Below are 21,836 nucleotides of genomic sequence, written 5' to 3' on the forward strand. Positions count from 1 at the left end.
GACGCCGGGCGGAACGCGCAGGCGGCCGATCCGGACGCCCGGGCCGCGCTGGAGCGTGCGGCCCGCCGGCTGGACGCGCTCGCCGGCCCGGGGGAGGGCGCCGACGAGGTCGAACTGATGCTCAGGCAGGGGCCGCCGGAGCCGGGCAGGGCCGCGGCCAGGGAGGAAGCGGTGCGCGCCTGGGAAGCGGCCTACTGGGCCGGTGCACCGCCCGGCGCGCACCGAGTCGTCACCGGCCCGCGCCCCTCGCTGTTCAGCTGCTTCAACCAGGCCGACCTGCTGATCTCGGATGTCTCCTCCGTCGTCTCCGACCACCTCAGCAGCGAGAAGCCGTACGCCGTGGCCAACACCAGCGGCATGACGGAGGAGGAGTTCCGCGCGGCGTTTCCCACCGTCCGCGCCGCGACGGTCCTGGGCCCGGACGGCGCCGGGGTGCCCGGGCTGCTGCGTACCGTCCGCGCCCCCGGGCCCGACCCGCTCGCGCCGGCGCGCGCGGCCCTGAAGGTGCGCCTGCTCGGCCCGGCCGAGCCCCCGTCGCTGGTGCGGTTCGGCCGGGCCGTCCGTGCGCTCGCCGCCCAGGCGGAGGCCCGGCAGCGGCGCGCGGAAGCCCGCGAGCCGCTCGCCTGACCCGGGCCTCGGCCTCGCCCCCCCGGGCGGGGTCAGCTCCCGGCCCGGCCGCCTCCTGTGCCGGCCGCCGCCGTCCGCGACTGCTCCTGCTCAGGGCGTGCACCGGTGGCGCCCGGCTGTTCCTGCGGCACCGTGTGCAGCGTGAGCACGAGGTTGTTGTTGACCGAGAAGTACAGCTGGACGGCGAGATCGCTGCCGCCCAGCCGGGCCCGCGGGGTGACATCGGTCTTCTTGCGGTCGGGAAGGTCGCCCAGCAGCCGGCCCATCCGCACCGGCGCGAGCCCCTCGCCGGGTCTGAGCCACAGGTCCCAGACGCCCTTGCCGGCCCCCTCGGCGAAGGCGGCCGGCAGTTCGTACGGCAGCTCGACGACGACCTCGTCTCCGGCGGCGGGCGGCGCTCCGGTCTCGTCCGCTGCCGCCGGGGGCCGTCCGGTCCCGTCCGCCGTCGGCCCCGGCCCGATCACGCCGTTGTCCGGGCCGAACTCCCCGGGAAGCTCGCCCAGCGCCCGCTCCCGCGCCGGGGACGGGCTCCCGCCGAACCTGCCCGGCAGCTCGAACGCGCGCCGCTCGGCGTTCTTGCCGCGCGGTACCGCCACGAGCGCCGGGCCGCCCGCCGGTTCGGTACGGCCCGCCAGCAGGGACGCGTGCGCCGCCTCGCCGTACAGCGCGGCACGCAGGGTGTAGCCGCGGGCGTCCAGCGCGATGGAGGTGACCTCGGCGTGCCCGGCGCGGCGCCAGGCGCGGACCGCGAGATAGCCGTCACTGGTCGTGTACGGCGTCCACGGGGTGAGGGCGCCGCCCGGGCCGATCGGCGCGGGCAGGGTCAACAGCCGTGCGGTCTCCACGAGTTCGGCACGGACGCGGCGGCGCTTGCCGTCGGAGGCGCGCTCGACGTAGGCGTCCCAGCGTGCCTCGGCGAGATGGGTGCCCGAGCGCGGGACGCGGACCTCCGTCCAGCCGTCCGCGGCCTGGTCGCGGGCCGGGAGCGGGAAGCGGACGGCCGGTTCGCCCTCCCGGTGCCGGGCGGTCAGCACCAGGGCCGAGCGCTGCCGGGGCAGCCGTTCGGCACGCAGCCGCACCACGAGCGAGCCGTCGTCGGCGACGCGCACCCAGGCCGTCGGACGTGCGAACGCGCCGCCGCGTGCCTTCCGCCACGCCCGCACCCGGCGGACGACGGGCCGCAGCACCGGCGCGGCCAGCCGGCGCAGGGACATCCGCGGGCGCGGGACGGCCGCCCCGCCCGCGCGCCCCTCCGCTGTCCCGGAACCCCGCGCGGACGACCGCGTGCCGGGGGCGCCGGAGGTCTGTCCGGCGGCCTTGCCGGACGCCGCGGTCTCCGCGGTGGCCGCCGCTTCGGCAGCGGCGTTCCCGGCGGTGGCGTTCCCTGCGGCGGCCCGCGCGGCGGCGGAAGCCCTCCCCGCACCGGCCGCCCCCGCGGCACCGGCGGCGTTCGCCGCACCCGCGGGCGCCGCCGCACCGCTCGCACCGGCCGCGCCCGGCGGCATGAGCGGGGCGTCGGCGGTCGGTGCGGGGGCGTTCGGGGCGCCCAGGGTGCCGGCGGCCGCGCGCGCCCTGAGCAGCTGTTCGATCAGTTCCTCGTACTCGCCCGCGATCCGCCGGGGCGCGTACCGCTCGGCCTTCTCCAGGGCGGCCTGTCCCATCCGGTGCCGCAGCCGCGGGTCCTCGATGAGCTGGAGCAGCGCGTCGGCGTAGGCACGGATGTTCGTCTGTTCGTCGTCGCCGAGCGGGGAGAGCAGCCCGTCCTGCCCGTTGGCGATGATCTCCCCCGGGCCGTAGCGGCAGTCCGTGCTGACCACCGGGACGCCGCAGTGCATCGCCTCCACCAGCGTCATCCCGAAGGACTCGGCGTCGGAGGAGACGGCGGCCACGGCGCCCTTGGCCCACTCCGTCTCGATCGGGGAGTGCGCGCCCATGAGGAACGCCCGGTCGTAGAGGCCGAGTTCGTTGATCAGCGCGCGCAGCGCCGCGTGCTGCGGTCCGCGCCCGTACAGCCGCAGCGACCACTCCGGGTGCTCGCGCGCGACGAGTGCGAAGGCCCGCAGCAGCCGGTCGTACCGCTTGACCTTGATCAGCCGCCCGGCCGCCACGACGAGCCGCGCCCGGCCGTCGGAGGGCTCGACCGGCGTCTGCGGCACGGCGTTCGGGACGCAGGTGATGTGCGTGGTGGTGTCCGGCAGGGCGGCGCGGTAGTCGGCGGCGTCCGCGTAGGAGACGGTGACGAAGGCGTCCAGGTGCCGGATCGCCGCGTCCTGGTGGGTGCGGATGTGCGGGTTGTGCATCGCGTGGGTCAGATGTTCCTGGCCGATGCGCAGATAGGAGCCGGTGCCGTAGGCGGCGAGGTAGTCGTTGACCTTCGGCCGGGTGCCGATGACGACGTCGGCCCGCAGGGTGCTCAGCAGTTCGCGGACGCGGACGTCCACGAGGCGGGTCGAGATGCCCCGCCGGAGGTGGTCGGCGCCCTCGGTGAACCGTTCGCTGGGGCGCTGGTGGAGCGGGTCGTCCCCGTCGTATCCGGGGGAGGAGCGGCGCAGGTCGATCAGAGAGGTCAGGGTGACGCGCGGGTCGAAGGTGAGCGCCGGCTCCTCGCGGGCCCTGCGCAGACTGACGACCTCGACCTGGTGACGGTCGGCCAGCGCCCGGGAGAGATTGACCGTCGACCTGATCGTCCCGCCGATTCCGTAGGCATTGTCCAGCAGGAACACGATCTTCATCGAGGGCTGCTTTCTGTCGCTGTTCTATCGCTGTGGTGTCGCTGTCGTGTCGTTTCCGTGTCGCTTTTCTGCCGTTTTTCCTGCACGGCCGGTCGGCTGTCGTATGCGGTGGTGCGGCCGGTGCGGGTGGTGTAGGGGAGCGGTCCGGCGGCGGCCTGCCGTGCGGTGCGGCATCGCGCCCGCTCAGCGGCGGACAGCCGGGAGTCAGCCGGGAGAAGGGTCCGAAGGAGTATGTGCTCGGTTGCTGTCCGGTCTGTACCGCTATGACGGGTTCTGTCCTTCGTTCGGCGCAGCGGCGGCATGCCGCGCCCGGCCTGTGGAAAACCGCGCCTACTGTCTGATCAATGGTTTTCGAGACCACCGACCGAGCCGGGCCGGGCGGCACGCCGGCCCGGCCCCGCACGGGCAGCGGTCACGCGGCGCTCGCCCGGAACGAGTGAGCCGAGGACGGCGTGATGGCCTGGGAACCTTCGACCGATACCCGAGCGGCGACCGGGGCTTCCGCTCCCTCGCCCGATGCCGCAGCCCGCTTCTCCTATCTCTCGGAGGCCGGCGCGGCGCCGTTCGCTCCGCCCTCGCTCGCGCCCGCGTGGGAGCGGCGGCCCGGCGGAGTGGGGACGGCCGGAGTGGAAGGTTCCGGGGCCGCGCGGGCGGCCGGGCCCGCCGCACCGGAACGGCCGGGCACCGCGCCGGCCGGGGCCGGGGCCGCACGGGCGCGGCGCCCTAACGGCTCCTCGGCCACCGGGGCGCAGGGTCGCGACCCGTTCCTCGACAACGCGAAGTTCCTGCTGACCGTCCTGGTCGTGATGGGGCACAACTGGATCCCCGTCGTCGACGCGAAGACCGAGGGGATGCCGGCCGTCAAGGCCGCCTTCCTGCTCGTGTACGCCATCCACATGCCGGGCCTGGTGCTGCTGTGCGGGTATCTGTCCCGCGGATTCGACGGGCGGCCCGAGCAGGTGCGGTCGCTGCTCGGCCGGATCCTGCTGCCGTACCTCCTGTTCGAGGCCGCCTACTCCGGCGTCTACACGCTCTTCTGGGACCAGCCCTTCCGGTTCACCCCGAGCGTCCCGCGCTATCTGTGCTGGTTTCTGGTGGCGCTCTTCCTCTGGCGGCTGTCGGTGCCGCTGTGGCGGGCCGTGCGCAGGCCGGTGGCGATCGCCGCGGCCGTCTCCGTGCTGGCCGGCTTCACCGACCTCGGCGGTGAACTCGCGCTGCCGCGCGTCCTGATGCTGCTGCCCTGGTTCGTGCTCGGGCTGCGGCTGCGGCCCGAGCATCTGCGTCCGCTGCGCAACCCGGCGGCGCGCCGCTGGGCGCTCCCGGTGATGGTCGCCGGCGGCGCAGGGGCCTGGTGGGTGGCGCCGCGGGTGAGCCGGCACTGGCTGCTGATGGACGCGGGCAGCGCCGATCTGGGCGTGCAGCCGCTGGTGTACGCCGGGATGCGGATCGCGCTGTTCGGCGTCAGCGCCGTGCTCATCGCCGCCTTCCTCGCCCTCGTCCCCTCCCGGCGGACCGGCTTCACGGCGCTCGGCGCCTGCACGCTCTACCCGTTCCTGCTGCACGGGCTGCTGGTCAAGACGGTGGAGGGGCTCGGCGGATACGAGCCGGTGAAGGCCGGCGGGGCGCTGGCGGTGGCGGGAACGACGGTGCTGGCCGGGCTCGTCGCCGTGCTGCTGTGTGCGCCTCCCGTCCGGCGGGTGCTGTGGCCGCTCGTCGAGCCCTACCGGCTGCGCGGGCTGCGGCTGGGCATCCGCAGGGCGGCGGAGCGGGACGAGCGCGCGCCGTCCGGCCCGGGCCCCGCGCCCCGCCGGGCACACAACGCGGGCTGAACATCCGGTAGCCGGGCGACGGCGGCGCGCGGAAGGTCTCCCCACGCGTCCGCTCAGGGAGTGCGCCGGTCTGTTCGAGGGGCCTATACAGGGCTCCAGGCCCCTCGAACGCCACGTGTCAGCAGAGGAGACCCACTCCCCATGAGCACCGCAGCGACCTCAGCCGCGGACGCGGACCGGCCCGGCGAGCACCTGCCGGAGCCCCGCTCCTTCTACGACGTCCCCGGCTGGTTCTACCGCACCGACGTCATCCTGTTCGACTGGTTCCTGCGGCGGCAGCGGCAGTTGCGCGAGCGCGGCGATCTGCTGGAGATGGGCGCCTACATGGGCAAGAGCGCCGTGATGATGCGCTCCTACCTGGAGCCGGACGAGCGCTTCACGGTGTGCGACCTGTTCGACTCCGAGGCGCCCGACGAGGCCAACGGGCGGGAGATGCGCGGCTCCTACGCCACGCTCACCCGGCGCGCGTTCGAATCCAACTTCCTCGCCTTCCACGACGAGTTGCCGCGCATCGTGCAGGCGCCCACGTCGGTGGTCCCGCGCGAGGTCGAGCCCGCCAGCTGCCGGTTCGTGCACGTCGACGCCTCGCATCTGTACGAGCACGTGCGCGGCGACATCGCGGCGGCCCGGCAGGCGCTGCGGCCCGGCGGGATCGTCGTGCTGGACGACTACCGCTCCGAGCACACGCCGGGGGTGGCGTGTGCGACCTGGCAGGCGGTGCTGGAGAGCGGGCTGCGGCCGGTCTGCGTCTCCGGGCACAAGTTCTACGGCACCTGGGGCGAGGCGGAGCCCTGGCAGGACGCGCTGCACACGGCGCTGCGGGAGCGCGGCAAGTGCTGGTTGCAGTGGCAGGAGGTCGCGGACCGGCGGCTGTTGCTGGTCGGCGCGCGCAAGGCCGACCCGCCGCCGGTGCCGGAGTCGCGGCACGCACCGGCCGGCGGCCCGTCCGACGCCGCCCCGTCCACGGTCGGCCGGCCGCGGGTGCCCCGCCCGCGTGCGCTCGCGCGTGAGCTGCTGCCGCCGGTGGTCACACGGGCCCTGGTGCGGCTGCGCGACGGCCGGAGTCCGGGGCGCTGACGGGCGGCGGGCCGGGCGGTCGGCGGCGCCGGGCGGCAGGAGCGGGCGCCGGTGCGTCAGCGGCAGAGGGCGCGTTCGGCCTCCAGCGGGTCGGCGGGGATGCGCAGCCGGGTGCGTTCCCAGGCGCCGGTGAGGTTGTCGACGAAGCGGCCCGGGCTCATCGGTTCCCGTACGGAGGCGAGGAGTTCGGGCAGCGGCCCGCAGGTGAGCGCGTGCCGGGCGGCGGCGACGCGGCGCGGGTCGACCCCGTACGGGACGGGCGTGCCGGGTGCGGTGAGGTCGGCGAGCACCCAGGCGCGGTCGAGGGGCTTCTCGTGTCCGGCCTTGCGGTCGTGGGTGGGCAGGGTGTGGGCGCCCAGCGGGTTGGCGAGGCCGAGCAGATCGACGGCCCGGGCGTCCAGGGGCAGCACGGCCCCGGCGTTGCCCAGCCGGGCCTCGGCTCCGGCGGCCGGCCCCGGCACGTGCGGGGCGAGCGGCAGCACCGGGTAGCCCTTGTCGTTCGGCAGCCGCAGCACCAGGCCGCGGGTGCCGTCGTGCAGGGTGCGGCGCACGGCCGAGGTGAAGGGCCGGGGCCGCTCGGTGTGCGCGGACTGGGTGACGGGGTGTGCGCCGAGGCTGCGGGCGTAGACGGTGTGCGAGTCGTAGACGATGCGGCGGCCCGGCATGTCCAGCGGCGGCCGCAGCAGGGCGAGGCAGACGGCGCCCCACACGGTGACGGCCACGGTCAGCAGGGCGCCGGCGCGGCCGTAGGGGATCAGGAAGAGCGGCAGCAGCAGGAGGAAGAGGGCCGGCAGGACCATCCGGCCGTGCATGAAGTCGCCGCCGATCTTGACGACGAAGAACGCCGACAGCAGGCCCGCCACCACGGGCGCGGCGATCAGGACGGCGTCCGCGTGGCGTGCGGCGTCCCGGGGGCCGCGCCGACCCGCGGCAGCCGGGAGACCGAGCGCCGCGCCCGCCTCCCCGGCCGCGCTCGTCCGCCGGGCCGGGTGCGCTGACCGGGCGGTGCCCGCCGCGTGGGCGGTGCCCGCCGTGCGTGCTGCGCGTGCTGTGCGGACCGTGTGGAAGACGTGGGCGGCCACCAGCGCCAGCGGGATCCACAGGGCGTACGGGAGCAGTGTGTTGAGCAGGTAGTCCCAGCCGTAGCCCCACTGTGTGCCGGCGGCCTCCTTGGCGAGGGCCGGGAGCGGGACGAGGACGCCGTAGTACCCGGCGCGGAAGATCTCGTAGCCGACGGGGAGCGCGCCGGCCGCGCAGATCCAGCCGAGCGCCGTGCGCGCGGTGCGGCCCCGTCCGGCCGCGGAGGGGTCGGGGGACGGTCCCGCGGGCCGGCGCATCAGCCACAGGGCGGCGAGGAACAGCAGGCCAGCGGGGGCCAGATCGGGCCGGACGAGGGGTGCGAGGCCGAAGACGAACGCGGTCAGCGCCAGGGGCGGACGGCGGCGCACGGCGGTGTCGTCGAGCCCGGCGCGGGCGCGGACCAGAAGCCACCAGGAGCCGCCGAGCCAGGCGAACGAGAGCCCCGTCTCCAGCCCCGAGGTGGCGTAGTCCCAGGTGGCGCAGAGCGGCAGCAGGAGCAGCACCCCGAACGGCAGCAGCGCGCCGGACGGGCGGTGCAGCCGGATCAGTCGGCGGGTGCCGTCCAGCGCGAGCAGATATCCGGCGACGGTCAGCACCAGGCCCAGCGCGACGGCCAGCCGCAGCGGGTCGGTGATGCCGGGGACGGTGCCGCCGGCGGCCAGGAGCCACTGCCACAGGGTTCCGGTGGAGGACTCGGCACGCTCACCGACGTTGAAGACGGGGCCGTTGCCCGCGAGGATCTGGCGGACCGCGCGGGTGTAGATCAGCGCGTCGTCGTTGGTCCAGCGGTGCCGGTGGCCGAGGACGAGGACGGTCGCGCCGCAGGCGGTGATCGCCAGCGCGTTCCAGCGTTGCACCAGCGTGCCCGGCAGGCCGAACGGCCGTGCGGCGCGGGTGGGTTGGGGGACGGGAAGCTCTTCCGTTCGGGCCAGGTCGTCCATGGCGCCCACCTTCGCCCGGTGCGTACGGGCCCCTCGCCCACCGGCGCGCGGCCCGTGCCCGGCTCACCCCCGCGGGGGACGCGCACCCGGCCAGGCGCACGCCCCGGGCCGCGCGCGCCCGCCCGGCCGTCCATGCTCGGAACGGGTGCGCGGCGCACGCGGCACACAGCACGCAGCGGGCGCCGGGCACCGGGGCCGGGCCCGGGCAGCGGAGCAGCGGACCGGCCGCAGGAGTACGGCGAGTACCAGCGCACAGAGCGCGGAGAGCGAGGCGCGCATGACGACCACGCCCGAGACCCCGGAGATCCCCGACGCCCCCGGCGTCCGCGGTACGGCGGAGGTCCAGGACCGCACCGGCCCCCTGTCCCGTTCGTTCCCCGGTTCCCTCCGACCGGCCCGGGTGCTGCCCGGCGCGCAGGTCTCCGAGCGGGCGGCCGTGGGGGACGGGACCACCGTGTGGGAGCTGGCGCAGATCCGGGAGGACGCGGTGCTGGGGGAGGAGTGCGTGATCGGCCGGGGCGCGTACATCGGCACGGGTGTGCGGGTCGGGGCCCGGTCGAAGGTGCAGAACCACGCGCTGGTCTACGAGCCGGCGCAGCTGGGCGAGGGCGTGTTCATCGGGCCCGCCGTCGTGCTCACCAACGACCGCAACCCGCGCGCGGTGGCGGCGGACGGCTCTCCCAAGCGTGCCGGGGACTGGGAGCCGGTGGGGGTCCGGGTGGGCCGTGGTGCCTCGCTGGGGGCGCGTGCGGTGTGTGTGGCGCCGGTGCGGATCGGGCGGTGGGCGATGGTCGCGGCCGGTGCGGTGGTCACCGCGGACGTGCCGGACTTCGCGCTGGTCGTGGGCGTCCCCGCGCGCCGGATCGGCTGGGTGGGCCGCAGCGGGGAGCGGCTGCGCGCGCGGGGGCCCGGGAGCTGGGAGTGCCCGCGCACGGGGGAGCGCTACGAGGAGGCGGAGGCGCCCGACGGCTCCGTCACGCTCCGCGACGCCCGGCCCTGAGCGCTGCGTGCCGTGACCCCGGTGTCCCCCGCACGGCCGCACCGGTGTGGGCGGTACGGGCGAATCGTAGGCCCGGACTGCAAGCGGGCGGCCCGGAACGGGACCACATAGGGGCGTAACTGGCCGGAGACCCGAGGGGCGTCCGCATGCAAGGGCCGCGTGAAGAGATGATTCCGGCTGCGAAACCGCAGCTCGGGGACGAGGAGATCGCCGCAGCGGTACGTGTGCTGCGCGGCGGCCGGGTCGTGCAGGGGCCGGAGGTGGCGGCCTTCGAGGGCGAGTTCGGCGCGCTGGTGGCGGACCGCTCCTGCGTCGCCGTCAACTCCGGGACCTCGGCGCTGCATCTGGCGCTGCTGGCGCTGGGCATCGGGCCGGGGGACGAGGTCGTCGTCCCGTCCTTCTCGTTCGCGGCCAGCGCCAACGCCGTGCGGCTGGCCGGGGCCGAGCCGGTGTTCGCGGAGATCGACCCGGACACCTTCTGCCTCGACCCGGACGCGGCCGCCGGCGCGGTCGGTCCGCGTACCGCCGCGCTGATGCCCGTCCATCTGTACGGGCATCCGGCGGCGATGGACCGGCTGACGCAGCTGGCGCGGCGGCACGGGCTGGCCGTGGTCGAGGACGCCTGCCAGGCGCACGCCGCCGCCCTGGACGACCGCCCGGTGGGCGCCTTCGGGGACGCGGCCTGCTTCAGCTTCTATCCGACGAAGAACATGCAGTCCCTGGAGGGCGGCATGGTCGTCGTCCCCGACCAGGCGCACGCGCGCACGCTGCGGCTGCTGCGCAACCAGGGCATGGAGCAGCGCTACGAGAACGAGATCGTCGGCGCCAACATGCGGATGACGGATGTGGCGGCGGCCGTCGGCCGGGTGCAGCTGACGCGGCTGGCGGAGCGGACGGAGCGGCGCCGGGCGCACGCGGCCGTGCTGGACGAGGGGCTGCGCGGGCTCGCGGGCCTGGTCACCCCGCCCGTCGCGGCCGGCGCCCGGCACGTCTACCACCAGTACACGGTGCGGGTGCCCGGCGGCGCCGAGGCGCGGGAGCGGGTGCGGGCCGGGCTGGAGGCCGCCGGGGTGGGCAGCGCCGTCTACTACCCGACGCCGATCCACCGGCTCAAGCCGTACGCCTCGCTGGGTGCCGATCTGCCCGTCACCGACCGGGCCGCGGCCGAGGTGCTCTCGCTCCCGGTGCATCCGGCGCTCACCGGGGACGACCTGGTGCGCATCGTGCGCGCCGCACGGGACGTGACCGCCACGGCCGAGCCGGTCCCCGGGGAGCGGCCCGGGGAACCGGCCGCCGCCCCCGGCACAGCGGAGGTGATCCGATGACCGCGACGACATCCGCACACCCCGGCCCGCACGGCCGGCCCGGCGAGCAGCCGGCCGCACCGCTGCGTGCCGGGCTCGTCGGGCTGGGCGCCATGGGGCGCAACCACGCGCGGATCCTCGCCGCGCTGGACGGGGTCGAGTTCGTGGCCGCCGTCGATCCGGCCGTCGAGGCCGCGGCCGACGGGCGGCCCGGCCCCGGCGGGGTCCCCGTGCTGCGGGACGTCGGCGAACTGCTCGCGCTCGGCGTCGACTACGCGGTCGTCGCCTGCCCGACGGCGCTCCACGAGGACGTGGGGCTGCGGCTGGCCGAGGCCGGGGTGTGCGCGCTGATCGAGAAGCCGCTGGCGCACACGGCGGAGGCGGCACGCCGGCTCGCGGAGGCGTTCGAGGCGCGGGGGCTGGTCGCCGGTGTCGGGCACATCGAGCGGTTCAACCCGGCGCTCCAGCAGCTGCGGGCCCGGCTGGAGGCGGGCGAGCTGGGCGAGGTCTTCCAGGTCGTCACCCGGCGCCAGGGGCCCTTCCCGCACCGGATCGCCGACGTCGGTGTCGTCAAGGACCTGGCGACCCACGACATCGACCTGACGAGCTGGATCACGGGGCAGGGCTACGCGACGCTCTCCGCGCGCACCGTCTCCAAATCCGGCCGTGACCACGAGGACATGGTGGCCGTCGTCGGCTCCCTGGCGGACGGGACGATGGTCAGCCACCTGGTGAACTGGCTCAGCCCGCTCAAGGAGCGGTTCTGCGCCGTCACGGGCGAGCGCGGCTGCTTCGTCGCCGACACCCTCACGGCCGATCTGACCTTCCACGCCAACGGCGCCGTGGCCACCGAGTGGGAGGCGCTGCGGGCCTTCCGCGGCGTTGCCGAGGGGGACACCGTGCGGTACGCCTTCCCCAAGCGGGAGCCGCTCGCCGTCGAGCACGAGCGGTTCCGGGACGCGGTGCGCGGCGCCGCCGGCGGCATCGTCACCGCGCGCGAGGGCCTGCGGACGGTCGAGGTCTCGACCGCCGTCCTGGAGTCGGCACGCCTGATGGCCGACGTCGGCGGCACCGGGCTGCCGGCGCTGCCCGGCACGGCGGAGCCCGACGGGCCCGCTTCCGGCGTCACCGCCACCGTCCTGCCGTCCGGGGCGCCACCGGCGCCGGGAGCGCACGGCCGGGTCGCGGAGCAGACGACATGAGCGCCCCGGAACAGCCCGTGAGCGGGCGTCCGCAGCAGGAGACCGACGCTCCCCGCGCCCCGCTGGTCCATGTGCAGCCCCCGGCCGACCCGCTGCCGCAGGCTCCGGCGGAGCGCCCGCGGCCCACCTCCGGCGGGGAGGGGGACGGCGCCGTCGGCCGGCCCCGGCTGGTCGTCGTCGTGGGCAACCCGGTCACCGGGGACTCCCGGGTGCAGAAGACGGCGCTCGCCGCCGCCCGGGCCGGCTGGGACGTGACGCTCGTCGGCCGCAGCCCCTCCCGGAAGCGGGAGGAGTCCGTCCTCGGCCCGGTCCGCGTGGTCAAGGTGCCCGTCTCCGGGCACATGCGTGCCGCGGCGAGCGCCGCCCGCCGCCGCTCCCGGCTGCGCAGCCGGCTCACCCAGTGGGGGCTGCCCGACGACGGCGCCTGGCTGCGGGCCCGCTCGGTGCACGCCGCCTGGGTGCGCGAGCACACCACCCGCGTCGGCTGGCTCGCCGAACGCCCTTCCGGGGTGCGGACGGCCGTGGCGCGGGAGGCGCTCAAGGGCTGGGTGCGGCTGCGCCGGTACGCGCACAAGGGCCGCGGCAGGCTCTACCAGTGGGAGCGCCGGCACGCCGCCGAGCCGCGGCCCACCGGCGACTGGCGGCGCGACTGGCCCGAACTTCTCGACTTCGACCTGGCGTTCGGCCCGGTCATCGAGGAGCTGCGCCCCGATGTGCTGCACGCCAACGACATCGCCATGCTGCCCATCGCCGCGCGCAGCGCCGCCCGGCTGCGGGCCCGGGGGCACCGCACCGCCTGGCTGTACGACGCGCACGAGTACGTCCGCGGCATCGAGTGGCCCGACGCGCTGCGCCGTGCCGCGTTCCCCGCCGCCGAGGACGCCTTCATCCGCCGCGCCGGCGCGGTCGTCACCGTCTCCGACGAGCTGGCGGCGCTGCTGCGCGAGCAGTACGGGCTGCGGCGGTCCCCGCTCGTCGTCGCCAACGCGCCCGTGCGCGCGGCGGTACGCGGCGCCGCGGCCGGCGAACGCGCCGGTGTGCGGGACGTGTGCGGGCTGGAGGGGGATGTGCCGCTGCTGGTGTACGCCGGGTGGATCGGGCCCGAGCGGGGGCTGGACGTCGCCGTCGAGGGCCTCGTCGGGCTGCACCGGGCCCATCTGGCGCTGGTCGCGGGCAGCAAGCCGAACGCCACCCTCCAGGCCCTGCTGGCGCTGGCCGAGCGGCTCGGGGTGCGCGAACGGGTGCACGTGGTGCCCTATGTGCCGCAGGAACAGGTGCCCGACTACCTCTCCTCGGCCGACCTCGGCCTGATCTGCTTCCGGCACGTGCCCAACTGCGAGATCTCGCTGCCCACCAAGGCCGCCGAGTATCTGCACGCCGGGCTGCCGATGGTCACCAGCGGGGTCCGCACCCTGCGGGCCTTCGTCGAACGCACCGGCGTGGGCGAGGTGTTCGTCGCCGAGCAGCCGCGCTCCTTCGTCGCCGCCGTCCGCCGCGCGCTCGCCCGGCGCGACACCCTCGCCGGGCACATCACGGACGAACTGCTCCGCGAGCTGTCCTGGGAGCACCAGTCGGACGGGCTGCTGCACCTGTACGAGGAGCTGGCCGGGCCGCGCGCCGCCGGCCGGCTCGTGCCGCGCGACGTGCCCTGGTCGGCGGCCGAACGCCCCGGTGCCGGCCGGGCGGCGGAGCCCGCCGGCGCCGGGGACACCTGCACCGCACCCGGCGGCTGGCGCCCGCTGACCAGCACACCCGTACGGCTCGGGCTGGGCTGCGCCAACTCGGCGGGCCAGCTCGCCCAGTTCGCGCGCGCCCTGAGCGAACGGCGGGCGGACCTCTCCGCCGAGGTCGTCATGCACACCCACGAGCAGAGCGTGCGCTACCCCGCCGATGTGCACACCCCCGCGGAACGCGCCGCGGAGCTGGGCCACCAGCTGGAGCGCGCCCGCCGGGTGCTCGGCTCCTGCACGCACTACCTGTCCGACTCCTTCACCCCCGCGCTGGGCCGGCTCAACGGCGGCCACATCCGCGACGACCTGCCGGCGCTGCGGGCCGCCGGGATCAAGGTCGCCCTCCTCGCGCACGGCAGCGACGTGCGCGACCCCGAGCGGCACATGGCCCGCTATCCGCACTCCCACTACCACGCGGCCGACGAGTCCGTGCTCGCCGCGCTCACCCGGAAGAGCGCCCGCAACCGCCGGTTCGCCGCCGAGTGCGGACTGCCGCAGTTCGTCACCACCCCGGACCTGCTCGACGATCTGCCGGGCGCCCGCTGGGCCCCGCTCGTCGTCGACGTCGCGTCCTGGGAGAGCGAGCTGCCCGCGATGGAACGCTGCCGCCCCGTCGTCGTGCACGCCCCGTCGAAGCGCTGGACGAAGGGCACCGAGCGGGTGGTCCCGGTGCTGGAGGAGCTGGACCGGCGCGGCCACATCGAATTCCGGCTGGCGACCGGGGTGCCCTGGGAGAGGGTGCGGGAACTCGTGCAGGACGCCGACATCGTCGTCGACCAGTTCGCCGTCGGCACCTACGGGACGTTCGCCTGCGAAGGCATGGCGGCGGGCCGCCCCGTCGTCGCCTACCTGGACGAGCAGGTGCACCGCGCCGCCGGCATCGAACCGCCCGTCGTCGGCGCCACTCCGCGCACCCTGCGCAGCGCACTGGAATCCCTTCTGGACGACCGGGAATTCGCCCGGCGCACCGCACGGCAATCCGTGGAATATGTGCGCACCTATCACGACGGCGGCTACACGGCCGCGGTCCTGGATGAATTCCTGCGCTGAGCCGGGGTGTTCCTTTCCCGGCCCCTGAGACGCCCTGTCATGGTGAGGCACCGGTAACAGGAATCAGCGCGCGCCCGGGGCGCAGCGCGGAGCGTCCAGGAGAAATTTCCATGGAGAATTGCGGCACCCGTCCGAGGCTCGCCGTCGTCGTCGGCGGGCCCCTCCAGGACGACGCCAGGGCCGAGCGCACCGCCGTGGCAGCCGTCCGCGCGGGCTGGGACGTCACCCTGATCGGCCGTTCCTCCTCCCGCCGCAGGGAGGAGCGGACGCTGGGCGGTGCGGCGGTCGTCAAGGTGCCGGTGGGCACCGAGATGCAGGAGCAGGCCCGGCTGCGCGCGACCGCGCCGCGCGGCCCGCACGCCCTGCTCACCCGCTGGGGCCTGCACGACGAACGGCCGCTCGCGCGTGCGGAGGCGGCGCACGCGGCCTGGGTGCGCGAGCACACCGCCCGCATCGGCGCGCTCGCCGCCCGCCGCTCCGCCGCCTTGGCCCCGCTCGCCCTGCTGCGCACCGCGCCGCTGCGGGCCCGGGTGCGGGTACGCCGCCGCCTCCACCGCGCCGTCCTGCGCCTCTACCGCGCCGACTGGCTGCCCGGCGCCCGCGGCCGCAACTCCGCCCGCCCGACGGGGAACTGGCGCACCGACTGGCCCGCGCTGCTCGATCTGGACCTCGCCTACGGGCCCGTCGTCGAGGAGCTGCGCCCCGACGTCCTGTACGCCTGCGGGGTCACCGCCGTCGCCGCCGTCGCCCGCAGCGCGGCCCGGCTGCGCGCCCGCGGCCTGCGCACCGCCTGGGTGTACGACGCGCGCACCTACGTCGCCGGCACCACCTGGCCCGACCCCGGCCGGGCCGGGGCCCTGCCCGCCGTCGAGGACGAGTTCGCCGGCCTGGCCGACGCCGTCGTCGCCCCCTCCGACGAGCTGGCCCGGCTGCTGTGGCAGCGGCACGCGCTCTCCTCCGCGCCGCTGGTCGTCGGCGACGCACCGGTGCGCGGCACCGTCGGCGTCGCCCGGCACACCTGCCCCACCGTGCGCTCCGTGTGCGGCCTGGCCGACGAGGTGCCGCTGCTCGTCCACCACGGCCCGGTCGGTGCCGGGCGGGGTGTGGAGACCGCCGTCGAGGCGCTGGGCGTGCTGCCGGGGGTGCACCTCGCGCTCGTCGGCGCCGACCCGCAGGACGCCACGCTGCGGGCCCTGCTGGACGGCGCGGCCAGGTCCGGCACCGCCGACCGGGTGCACGTCGCGCCGCGCGTGCCGCACGCCCAGGTGCCCGACCACCTCTCCTCCGCCGACCTCGGCCTCGTCTGCGGGCGCCACGCACCCGACCGGGAGGTCGTGCTGCCGGCGGCCGTGCCCGAGTATCTGCACGCCGGGCTGCCCGTCGTCAGCAGCGATCTGCGGACCGCCCGCACCTTCCTCCAGGAGCACGGCGTCGGCGTCGTCCACGCGGCGGGCGAGGCCACCGCCCTCGCGGCCGCCGTCCAGCAGGCCCTCGACCGCCGGGCCGAGCTGGCCGCGAACATCTCCGGGCAGCTGCTGCACACGCTCTCCTGGGAACAGCAGTCGGCCCCGCTGCTCGCGCGGTTCGCCGCCCTGCTGCCCGCGCCGGACGGCTCCGCCTCCGCGGCGCACCGGCTCGTCCCCCGCGAGGTGCCCTGGCCCGGCAGCGCCGAGCGCCGGGACCGCCAGGAGCGCCGCAGGCCCGGGGTCACCGTGCCGGACTGGCGGCCCGTCCCCGCGCAGGGCAGGCCCGGGCAGTCCCGGGTGCGGCTCGGCATGGGCTGCGCCAACCACGCCGGGCAGCTGTCCGGCTTCGCCCGTGCCCTGTGCCGGGCCCGCACGGACGTGTCCGTCGAGGTCACCATGCACACCAGCGGCAGCCCGCTGAACGGCTACCCCGCCGATGTGAAGATCCCGCGCGGCCAGCTCGGCGCCCGCGAGGCCAAGCTCGACCGCGTCAACCGGGTGCTCGGCTCCTACACCCACTACCTCGCCGACGCGTTCACACCCGCCTTCGGCTGGCTCAACGGCCGCCACATCGAGGACGATCTGCCCGCGCTGCGCGGCGCCGGCATCGAGGTCGCGCTGCTCGCGCACGGCAGCGACGTCCGCGACCCGGAGCGCCACCGCGAGCGCTACCCCGACTCCCTCTTCCACGCCGCGCCGGAGGACACCCTCGCCGTCCTGGTCCGCAACAGCGCCCGCAACCGGCGCGTCGCCGCCGAGAGCGGGCTCCCGCTGTTCGCCACCACCCCGGACCTGCTCGACGACCTGCCCGGCGCGCAGTGGGCGCCGCTCGTCGTCGACGTGGACGCCTGGGCCTGCGACCGGGCCGTCATGGAGCGGCCCCGGCCCGTCGTGGTGCACGCGCCCTCCCGGCGCTGGACGAAGGGGACCGAGCGGATCCTGCCCGTCCTGGAGGAGCTGGACCGGCGCGGCGCCATCGAGTTCCGGCTCGCCGAGGGGCTGCCGTGGGCCGGTATGCGGGAACTGGTGCAGGGCGCGGACATCGTCGTCGACCAGTTCGCCGTCGGCACCTACGGGACGTTCGCCTGCGAGGGCATGGCGGCGGGCAAGCCCGTCGTGGCCTTCGTCGACGAGCGGGTGCACAAGGCCGTGGGGGCCGTGCCCCCGATCGTCAACGCCACGGCTGGGACGCTGCACACGGCCCTGGAGAACCTCCTCGACGACCGGGCCATGGCCGCCGCGACGGGCCAGGAGTCCCTCGCCTACGTCCGCGCGTACCACGACGGCCGCCACACGGCCCGCGCTCTCGACGCCTTTCTCACCTGACCCGCCGTGCTCCTCGGGGCCGCCGGCGGAATGCCGCCCGTGCGGTGTGCCGAAAGGCCGGCGGCGCGGGAATGGCGGGCCCCGTCCGAAGGGCGGGTAAGAGGAATTCGAAGAGAACGGGAGAGCGGAGGAACAATTCTCCCGCGGCTCACTCGGATCCCGCACGGCCCAAACGCTGCGCGGGTGAATACCCGTGAGAGCCCATGCCGGTCCGGTAATGCGCGGATAGTCTCGTGCGGGGGCGACGGAAAGGGGTGGCCCATGGGATTCGACCGTGAATCGACGCCCGGACCGGCAGCGGATTCCGCCTCGGACGACAGACCCCACCGCGGCCGCGTGGTCATGCTCGTGTGCAACGGCGTGAGCGCGGATTCCCGGGTCCAGAAGACGGCGCGTTCGGCGGCGGCGGCCGGCTGGGACGTCACCCTGCTGGGCTGCTCGCCGGACGGCCGCCCCCGCTCCTGGCACCTCGGCGGCGCGACGGTGCGGCTGCTGCCCGTGCCGACACCGCTGGCGCATCCACCGCGCACGGCCCGACGCCCGCTGCTGACCCGGCCGTTGGCCTACCGCCCCGGCCCGACGGCGCGGTACCGGGCACAGCGGGTGAAGGCGTGGCGGGACGAGCTGCGCACCCGGCGTGCCGAGGTGGCGGCCGGGGGCGCGGGGGGTGTTCGCGGGGCGCGGGCGGTGCGGTGGTGGGGGAGCGCGCGGCTGACCGTGCCGCGCGCGGTGGCGAAGGCCGCTTCCGGCTGGGTGGGCCTGCGCAGACGGCAGTTGGACGCGGCGGTGGCGGCCCGCGCCGCCGGCACGCTGCGGGACCGGGCGGCCGTGGCGCTCTGGCAGCGGCTGCTGGGCGACCGCAGCTGGCGGATGCTGTGGCCGAATCTGTACGACTTCGAGCTGGCGTACGGCCATGTGCTGGACGAGCTGCGGCCGGATCTCATCCACGCCAACGACTTCCGCATGCTGGGCGTCGGCGCCCGCGCGAAGGTGCGGGCCCGCGCCGCGGGCCGCGAGGTCGCGCTGGTGTGGGACGCGCACGAGTTCCTGCCGGGGGTGCGGCCGTGGCGGAACGATGTGCGCTGGCTGCCCGCGCACATGGCGCACGAGCGCGAGTACGTGCCGTACGCGGACGCCACGGTGACGGTCTCGGCGGGGCTGGCGCGGCTGCTGCGCGAGACGCACGGCCTGGCCGAGGAGCCGACGGTCGTGCTCAACGCGCCCGAGGCACAGCTGACCCGGGACCGTCCGGCCGCCGGGCCCGGGACCGGTGTTCCCCAGGCCCCCGGGGCGCAGGACGCGGCCGGGGCGGAGGAGACCCCGGGCGCCGCGGAGACGTCCGGGGCGCAGGCGCCCGGGCTGCGGGCGCTGTGCGGGGTGGGGCCGGACGTCCCGCTGGTCGTCTACAGCGGTTCGGCGGCGCCGCAGCGCGGGCTGGACACGATGGTCGAGGCGCTGCCGCAGCTGCCGGGCGTGCACACGGCGCTGGTGGTCGGCTCCCCGACGGCGCCGTATGTGCGCGGGCTGCGGGAGCGCGCGGAGCGGCTGGGGGTGGCCGAGCGGCTGCACGTGCTGCCGTACGTGCCCTACGACCAGGTGGTGCCGTTCCTGTCGGAGGCCGACGCGGGCGCCATCCCGATCCACCACTGGACCAACCACGAGATCGCCCTGATCACCAAGTTCTTCGAGTACGCGCACGCCCGGCTCCCGCTGGTCGTCAGCGACGTGCGGACGATGGCGGCCACCACGCGGGAGACCGGGCAGGGCGAGGTCTTCCGGGCACAGGACACGGCCGACTACGTGCGTGCCGTCCGCGCGGTGCTCGCCCACCCCGGCCGCTACCGCGCGGCGTACGACAGGCCGGGGCTGCTGGAGCGGTGGACCTGGGAGGCACAGGCCCGCGAGCTCGACCGGCTCTACGGCCGGCTGCTGCGCACGGCAACGGACGGGGACCACCGGGAAGAAGGAGACGAGGGGTATGCGGATCTGTGTCGTGGCGCTCGGGAAGATCGGGCTGCCGCTGGCCGTGCAGTTCGCGGCGAAGGGGCACCGGGTGACCGGGGCCGACGTGGACGCGGGCGTGGTCGCCTGCGTGAACGACGGGGTGGAGCCCTTCCCCGGTGAGGAGGGGCTGGCCGGAAAGCTGTCGGAGGCGGTAGCCGCCGGGCGGCTGACGGCCACCACGGACACCACGGCGGCCGTCGGGCAGGCGGACGCCGTGGTGCTCGTCGTTCCGCTCTTCGTCGACGAGCGGGGGGAGCCGGACTTCGGCTGGATGGACGCCGCCACCCGCTCGGTCGCGGCGGGGCTGCGGCCGGGCACGCTGGTCAGCTACGAGACGACGCTGCCGGTCGGCACGACCCGGGAGCGGTGGGCGCCGATGCTGGAGGAGGGCTCCGGGCTGGCGGCCGAGCGGGACTTCTCCCTCGTCTTCAGCCCGGAGCGGGTGTTCACCGGCCGGGTCTTCGCCGATCTGCGCCGCTACCCGAAGCTGGTGGGCGGCGTCGGCCCGGCGTCCGCGAAGGACGGGGTGCGCTTCTACGAGTCCGTACTGGACTTCGACGAGCGGGACGATCTGCCGCGGCCCAACGGGGTGTGGGACCTGGGCTCGGCCGAGGCCGCCGAGCTGGCGAAGCTGGCGGAGACCACGTACCGGGACGTCAACATCGCGCTGGCCAACCAGTTCGCACGGTTCGCCGACCGCGCCGGCATCGATGTCGACGCCGTCATCGACGCCTGCAACACCCAGCCCTACAGCCACATCCACCGGCCGGGCATCGCCGTCGGCGGCCACTGCATCCCCGTCTATCCGCGGATGTACCTGTGGAACGACCCGGAGGCGGCCGTCGTCCGCGCCGCGCGGGAGACCAACGCCGGAATGCCCGAGCACGCCGTGGACCTGCTGGCCGAGGCGTACGGCGAACTGGCCGGCGCCGATGTGCTGGTGCTGGGCGCGGCCTACCGGGGTGGGGTGAAGGAGACGGCGTTCTCCGGGGTGTTCCCCACCGTCCGGGCGCTGCGGGAGCGGGGCGCCCGGGTGTGGGTCTCCGATCCGCTGTACACGGCCCGCGAGCTGGCGGACCTGGGGCTGCCGCCGCACGCCGGGCAGCCGGTGACGGCGGCCGTCGTCCAGTCCGACCACGAGGAGTACCGGCGGCTGGGCGCCGACCGGCTGCCCGGGGTGCGGGTCCTGGTCGACGGGCGGCGGGTGACCGATCCGGCGCTGTGGGCCGGGGTGCGGCGCATCGTCATCGGGGACGGGGCGGGCAGGCGATGAGCGGATCGAGGCCGAGGTCCGCGCAGGCGGCGGGCGCCAGCTCCCCCGCGGGCGCGCGCGGGGCGCACGGCGGGGCGCGGGTGCCCGATGTGAGCGTCGTCGTCGCCGTCTACAACACGATGCCGTATCTGACGCGCTGTCTGGAGTCGCTGGTCGCCCAGACCATCGGGCACCGGCGGATGGAGGTCCTCGTCGTCGACGACGGCTCGACCGACGGCGGCAGCAAGGAGATCGCCCGGTTCGCCACCCGCTACCCGTATCTGTTCACCGTGGTGCGCCAGCCCAACTCCGGCGGCCCCGCGGCGCCCAGCAACCGGGGCCTGGCACTGGCCCGCGGGCGGTACGTCTTCTTCCTCGGCGCCGACGACCATCTCGCACCCCAGGCGCTGGAGCGGATGGTGGAGCGGGCGGACGCCTGGGAGTCGGACGTGCTGCTGTGCAAGATGGCCGCCGTCGGTGAACGGACCGTTCCCGAGGGGGTGTTCCGCGCCAGCGCGCCCGCCATCCGGCTGCTGGGCGACGGGCTGCCGTGGGCGCTGTCGAACACCAAGCTGTTCCGGCGCTCCCTGATCGAGGAGCACCGCATCCGCTACGACGAGACGATGCCGGCCTTCAGCGACCAGCCGTTCGTCCTGGAGGCGTGTGTGCGGGCCCGGCGGATCTCCGTGCTGGCCGAACAGGAGCTGTACTACGCGGTGCGCCGGAAGGACTCCGGCAACATCACCTTCCGGGCCTGCCCGGAGACCCGACTCGCCTGCGCGGAGCGGCTGTTCGACTCGGTGTGCCGGCTGCTGGAGCCCGGGCCGCTGCGGGACGGCTTCCACCGGCGGCACTTCCACGTCGAGCTGTACCAGCTGTTCGGGCCCGACTTCGCCCGGCTCTCCCCCCAGGTGCGCGAGCGGGTGTGCGCGGGCGCGGCCCGGCTGATCGGGGCGCACGGCGACGGGGTGCTGGAGGAGCTGGACGAGCACCGCAGGCGCGTCCTGGAGCTGGCCTGGCGCGGCGAGGTGGAGGCGCTGTGCGCCCACCCGGCCGACCGCCCCGGCGGCCGCCCGGAACGCGAGCCCGGCCGCTCGGCGCTGGTGCGCTGGCTGCTGGCGCCGGTCGGGCGGGGGCTGCCGGCCGGCGGGGAGGACCCGTGGGCGGGACGGCTGCGGCGTCGGTGAACCGGGCCCTGCGCCGAACAGGCGGCTGA

The 21,836-nt window shown here is 76.0% G+C and carries 12 protein-coding genes and 1 pseudogene; 11 read left to right on the forward strand and 2 right to left on the reverse strand.

Annotation, left to right across the window (positions count from 1 at the left end; all coding sequences use genetic code 11):
• A pseudogene (locus tag SCA03_RS27685) lies at positions 1-627 on the forward strand (hypothetical protein); the annotation flags it as partial.
• A gap of 32 nt (positions 628-659) precedes the next feature.
• On the opposite strand, the gene SCA03_RS27690 reads toward SCA03_RS27685, so the two are convergent.
• Positions 660-3,359 (reverse strand): glycosyltransferase family 4 protein, encoded by a 2,700-nt coding sequence (locus tag SCA03_RS27690; protein WP_086816451.1) that lies wholly within the window; start codon positions 3,357-3,359, stop codon positions 660-662.
• Between the two features lie 455 nt (positions 3,360-3,814).
• Between SCA03_RS27690 and SCA03_RS27695 the strand changes: the two genes are divergently transcribed.
• Together SCA03_RS27695 and SCA03_RS27700 are read left to right on the forward strand one after the other, a co-directional pair.
• Positions 3,815-5,188 carry an acyltransferase family protein gene (locus SCA03_RS27695; protein ID WP_086816449.1) on the forward strand — a complete coding sequence of 458 codons (1,374 nt, stop codon included), beginning with the start codon at positions 3,815-3,817 and terminating at the stop codon, positions 5,186-5,188.
• Positions 5,189-5,329: 141 nt separating this feature from the next.
• Positions 5,330-6,265 carry a class I SAM-dependent methyltransferase gene (locus tag SCA03_RS27700; protein WP_086816447.1) on the forward strand — a complete coding sequence of 312 codons (936 nt, stop codon included), beginning with the start codon at positions 5,330-5,332 and terminating at the stop codon, positions 6,263-6,265.
• A 56-nt stretch (positions 6,266-6,321) separates the two neighbouring features.
• On the opposite strand, the gene SCA03_RS27705 is transcribed toward SCA03_RS27700, so the two are convergent.
• Entirely contained in the window at positions 6,322-8,286 is a 1,965-nt protein-coding gene (locus tag SCA03_RS27705) for an arabinofuranosyltransferase AftB family protein (protein WP_230988951.1), read from the reverse strand.
• A gap of 277 nt (positions 8,287-8,563) precedes the next feature.
• Here SCA03_RS27705 and SCA03_RS27710 point away from each other — a divergent pair, with 277 nt between their 5' ends.
• From SCA03_RS27710 to SCA03_RS27745, 8 genes are all read left to right on the forward strand, one after another.
• Positions 8,564-9,286 (forward strand): acyltransferase, encoded by a 723-nt coding sequence (locus tag SCA03_RS27710; RefSeq protein ID WP_086816445.1) that lies wholly within the window; start codon positions 8,564-8,566, stop codon positions 9,284-9,286.
• Positions 9,287-9,432: 146 nt separating this feature from the next.
• The gene (locus tag SCA03_RS27715; protein ID WP_086816442.1) at positions 9,433-10,611 is read left to right on the forward strand and encodes a DegT/DnrJ/EryC1/StrS family aminotransferase; all 1,179 of its coding nucleotides are present in this window, start codon (positions 9,433-9,435) and stop codon (positions 10,609-10,611) included.
• Positions 10,612-10,703: 92 nt separating this feature from the next.
• Positions 10,704-11,792, forward strand: a complete 1,089-nt coding sequence (locus SCA03_RS27720) for a Gfo/Idh/MocA family protein (RefSeq protein ID WP_230988954.1) — start codon at positions 10,704-10,706, stop codon at positions 11,790-11,792.
• The gene (locus SCA03_RS27725) at positions 11,789-14,572 is read left to right on the forward strand and encodes a glycosyltransferase (RefSeq protein ID WP_086816438.1); all 2,784 of its coding nucleotides are present in this window, start codon (positions 11,789-11,791) and stop codon (positions 14,570-14,572) included. The genes SCA03_RS27720 and SCA03_RS27725 overlap by 4 nt, the downstream gene beginning before the upstream one ends.
• A 110-nt stretch (positions 14,573-14,682) precedes the next feature.
• Positions 14,683-17,364 carry a glycosyltransferase gene (locus SCA03_RS27730; RefSeq protein WP_141275720.1) on the forward strand — a complete coding sequence of 894 codons (2,682 nt, stop codon included), beginning with the start codon at positions 14,683-14,685 and terminating at the stop codon, positions 17,362-17,364.
• A gap of 261 nt (positions 17,365-17,625) precedes the next feature.
• Positions 17,626-19,488 carry a glycosyltransferase family 4 protein gene (locus SCA03_RS27735; RefSeq protein WP_371863994.1) on the forward strand — a complete coding sequence of 621 codons (1,863 nt, stop codon included), beginning with the start codon at positions 17,626-17,628 and terminating at the stop codon, positions 19,486-19,488.
• Positions 19,391-20,641 carry a nucleotide sugar dehydrogenase gene (locus tag SCA03_RS27740; protein ID WP_230988956.1) on the forward strand — a complete coding sequence of 417 codons (1,251 nt, stop codon included), beginning with the start codon at positions 19,391-19,393 and terminating at the stop codon, positions 20,639-20,641. The genes SCA03_RS27735 and SCA03_RS27740 overlap by 98 nt, the downstream gene beginning before the upstream one ends.
• A complete protein-coding gene (locus SCA03_RS27745; RefSeq protein WP_051857148.1) occupies positions 20,638-21,807 on the forward strand; it encodes a glycosyltransferase family 2 protein in 1,170 nt (389 codons plus the stop codon). Before SCA03_RS27740 ends, SCA03_RS27745 begins: the two co-directional genes overlap by 4 nt.
• Positions 21,808-21,836: the final 29 nt, after the last annotated feature.

The sequence above is a fragment of the Streptomyces cacaoi genome (assembly GCF_006539165.1).
Taxonomy (GTDB): Bacteria; Actinomycetota; Actinomycetes; order Streptomycetales; family Streptomycetaceae; genus Streptomyces; species Streptomyces cacaoi.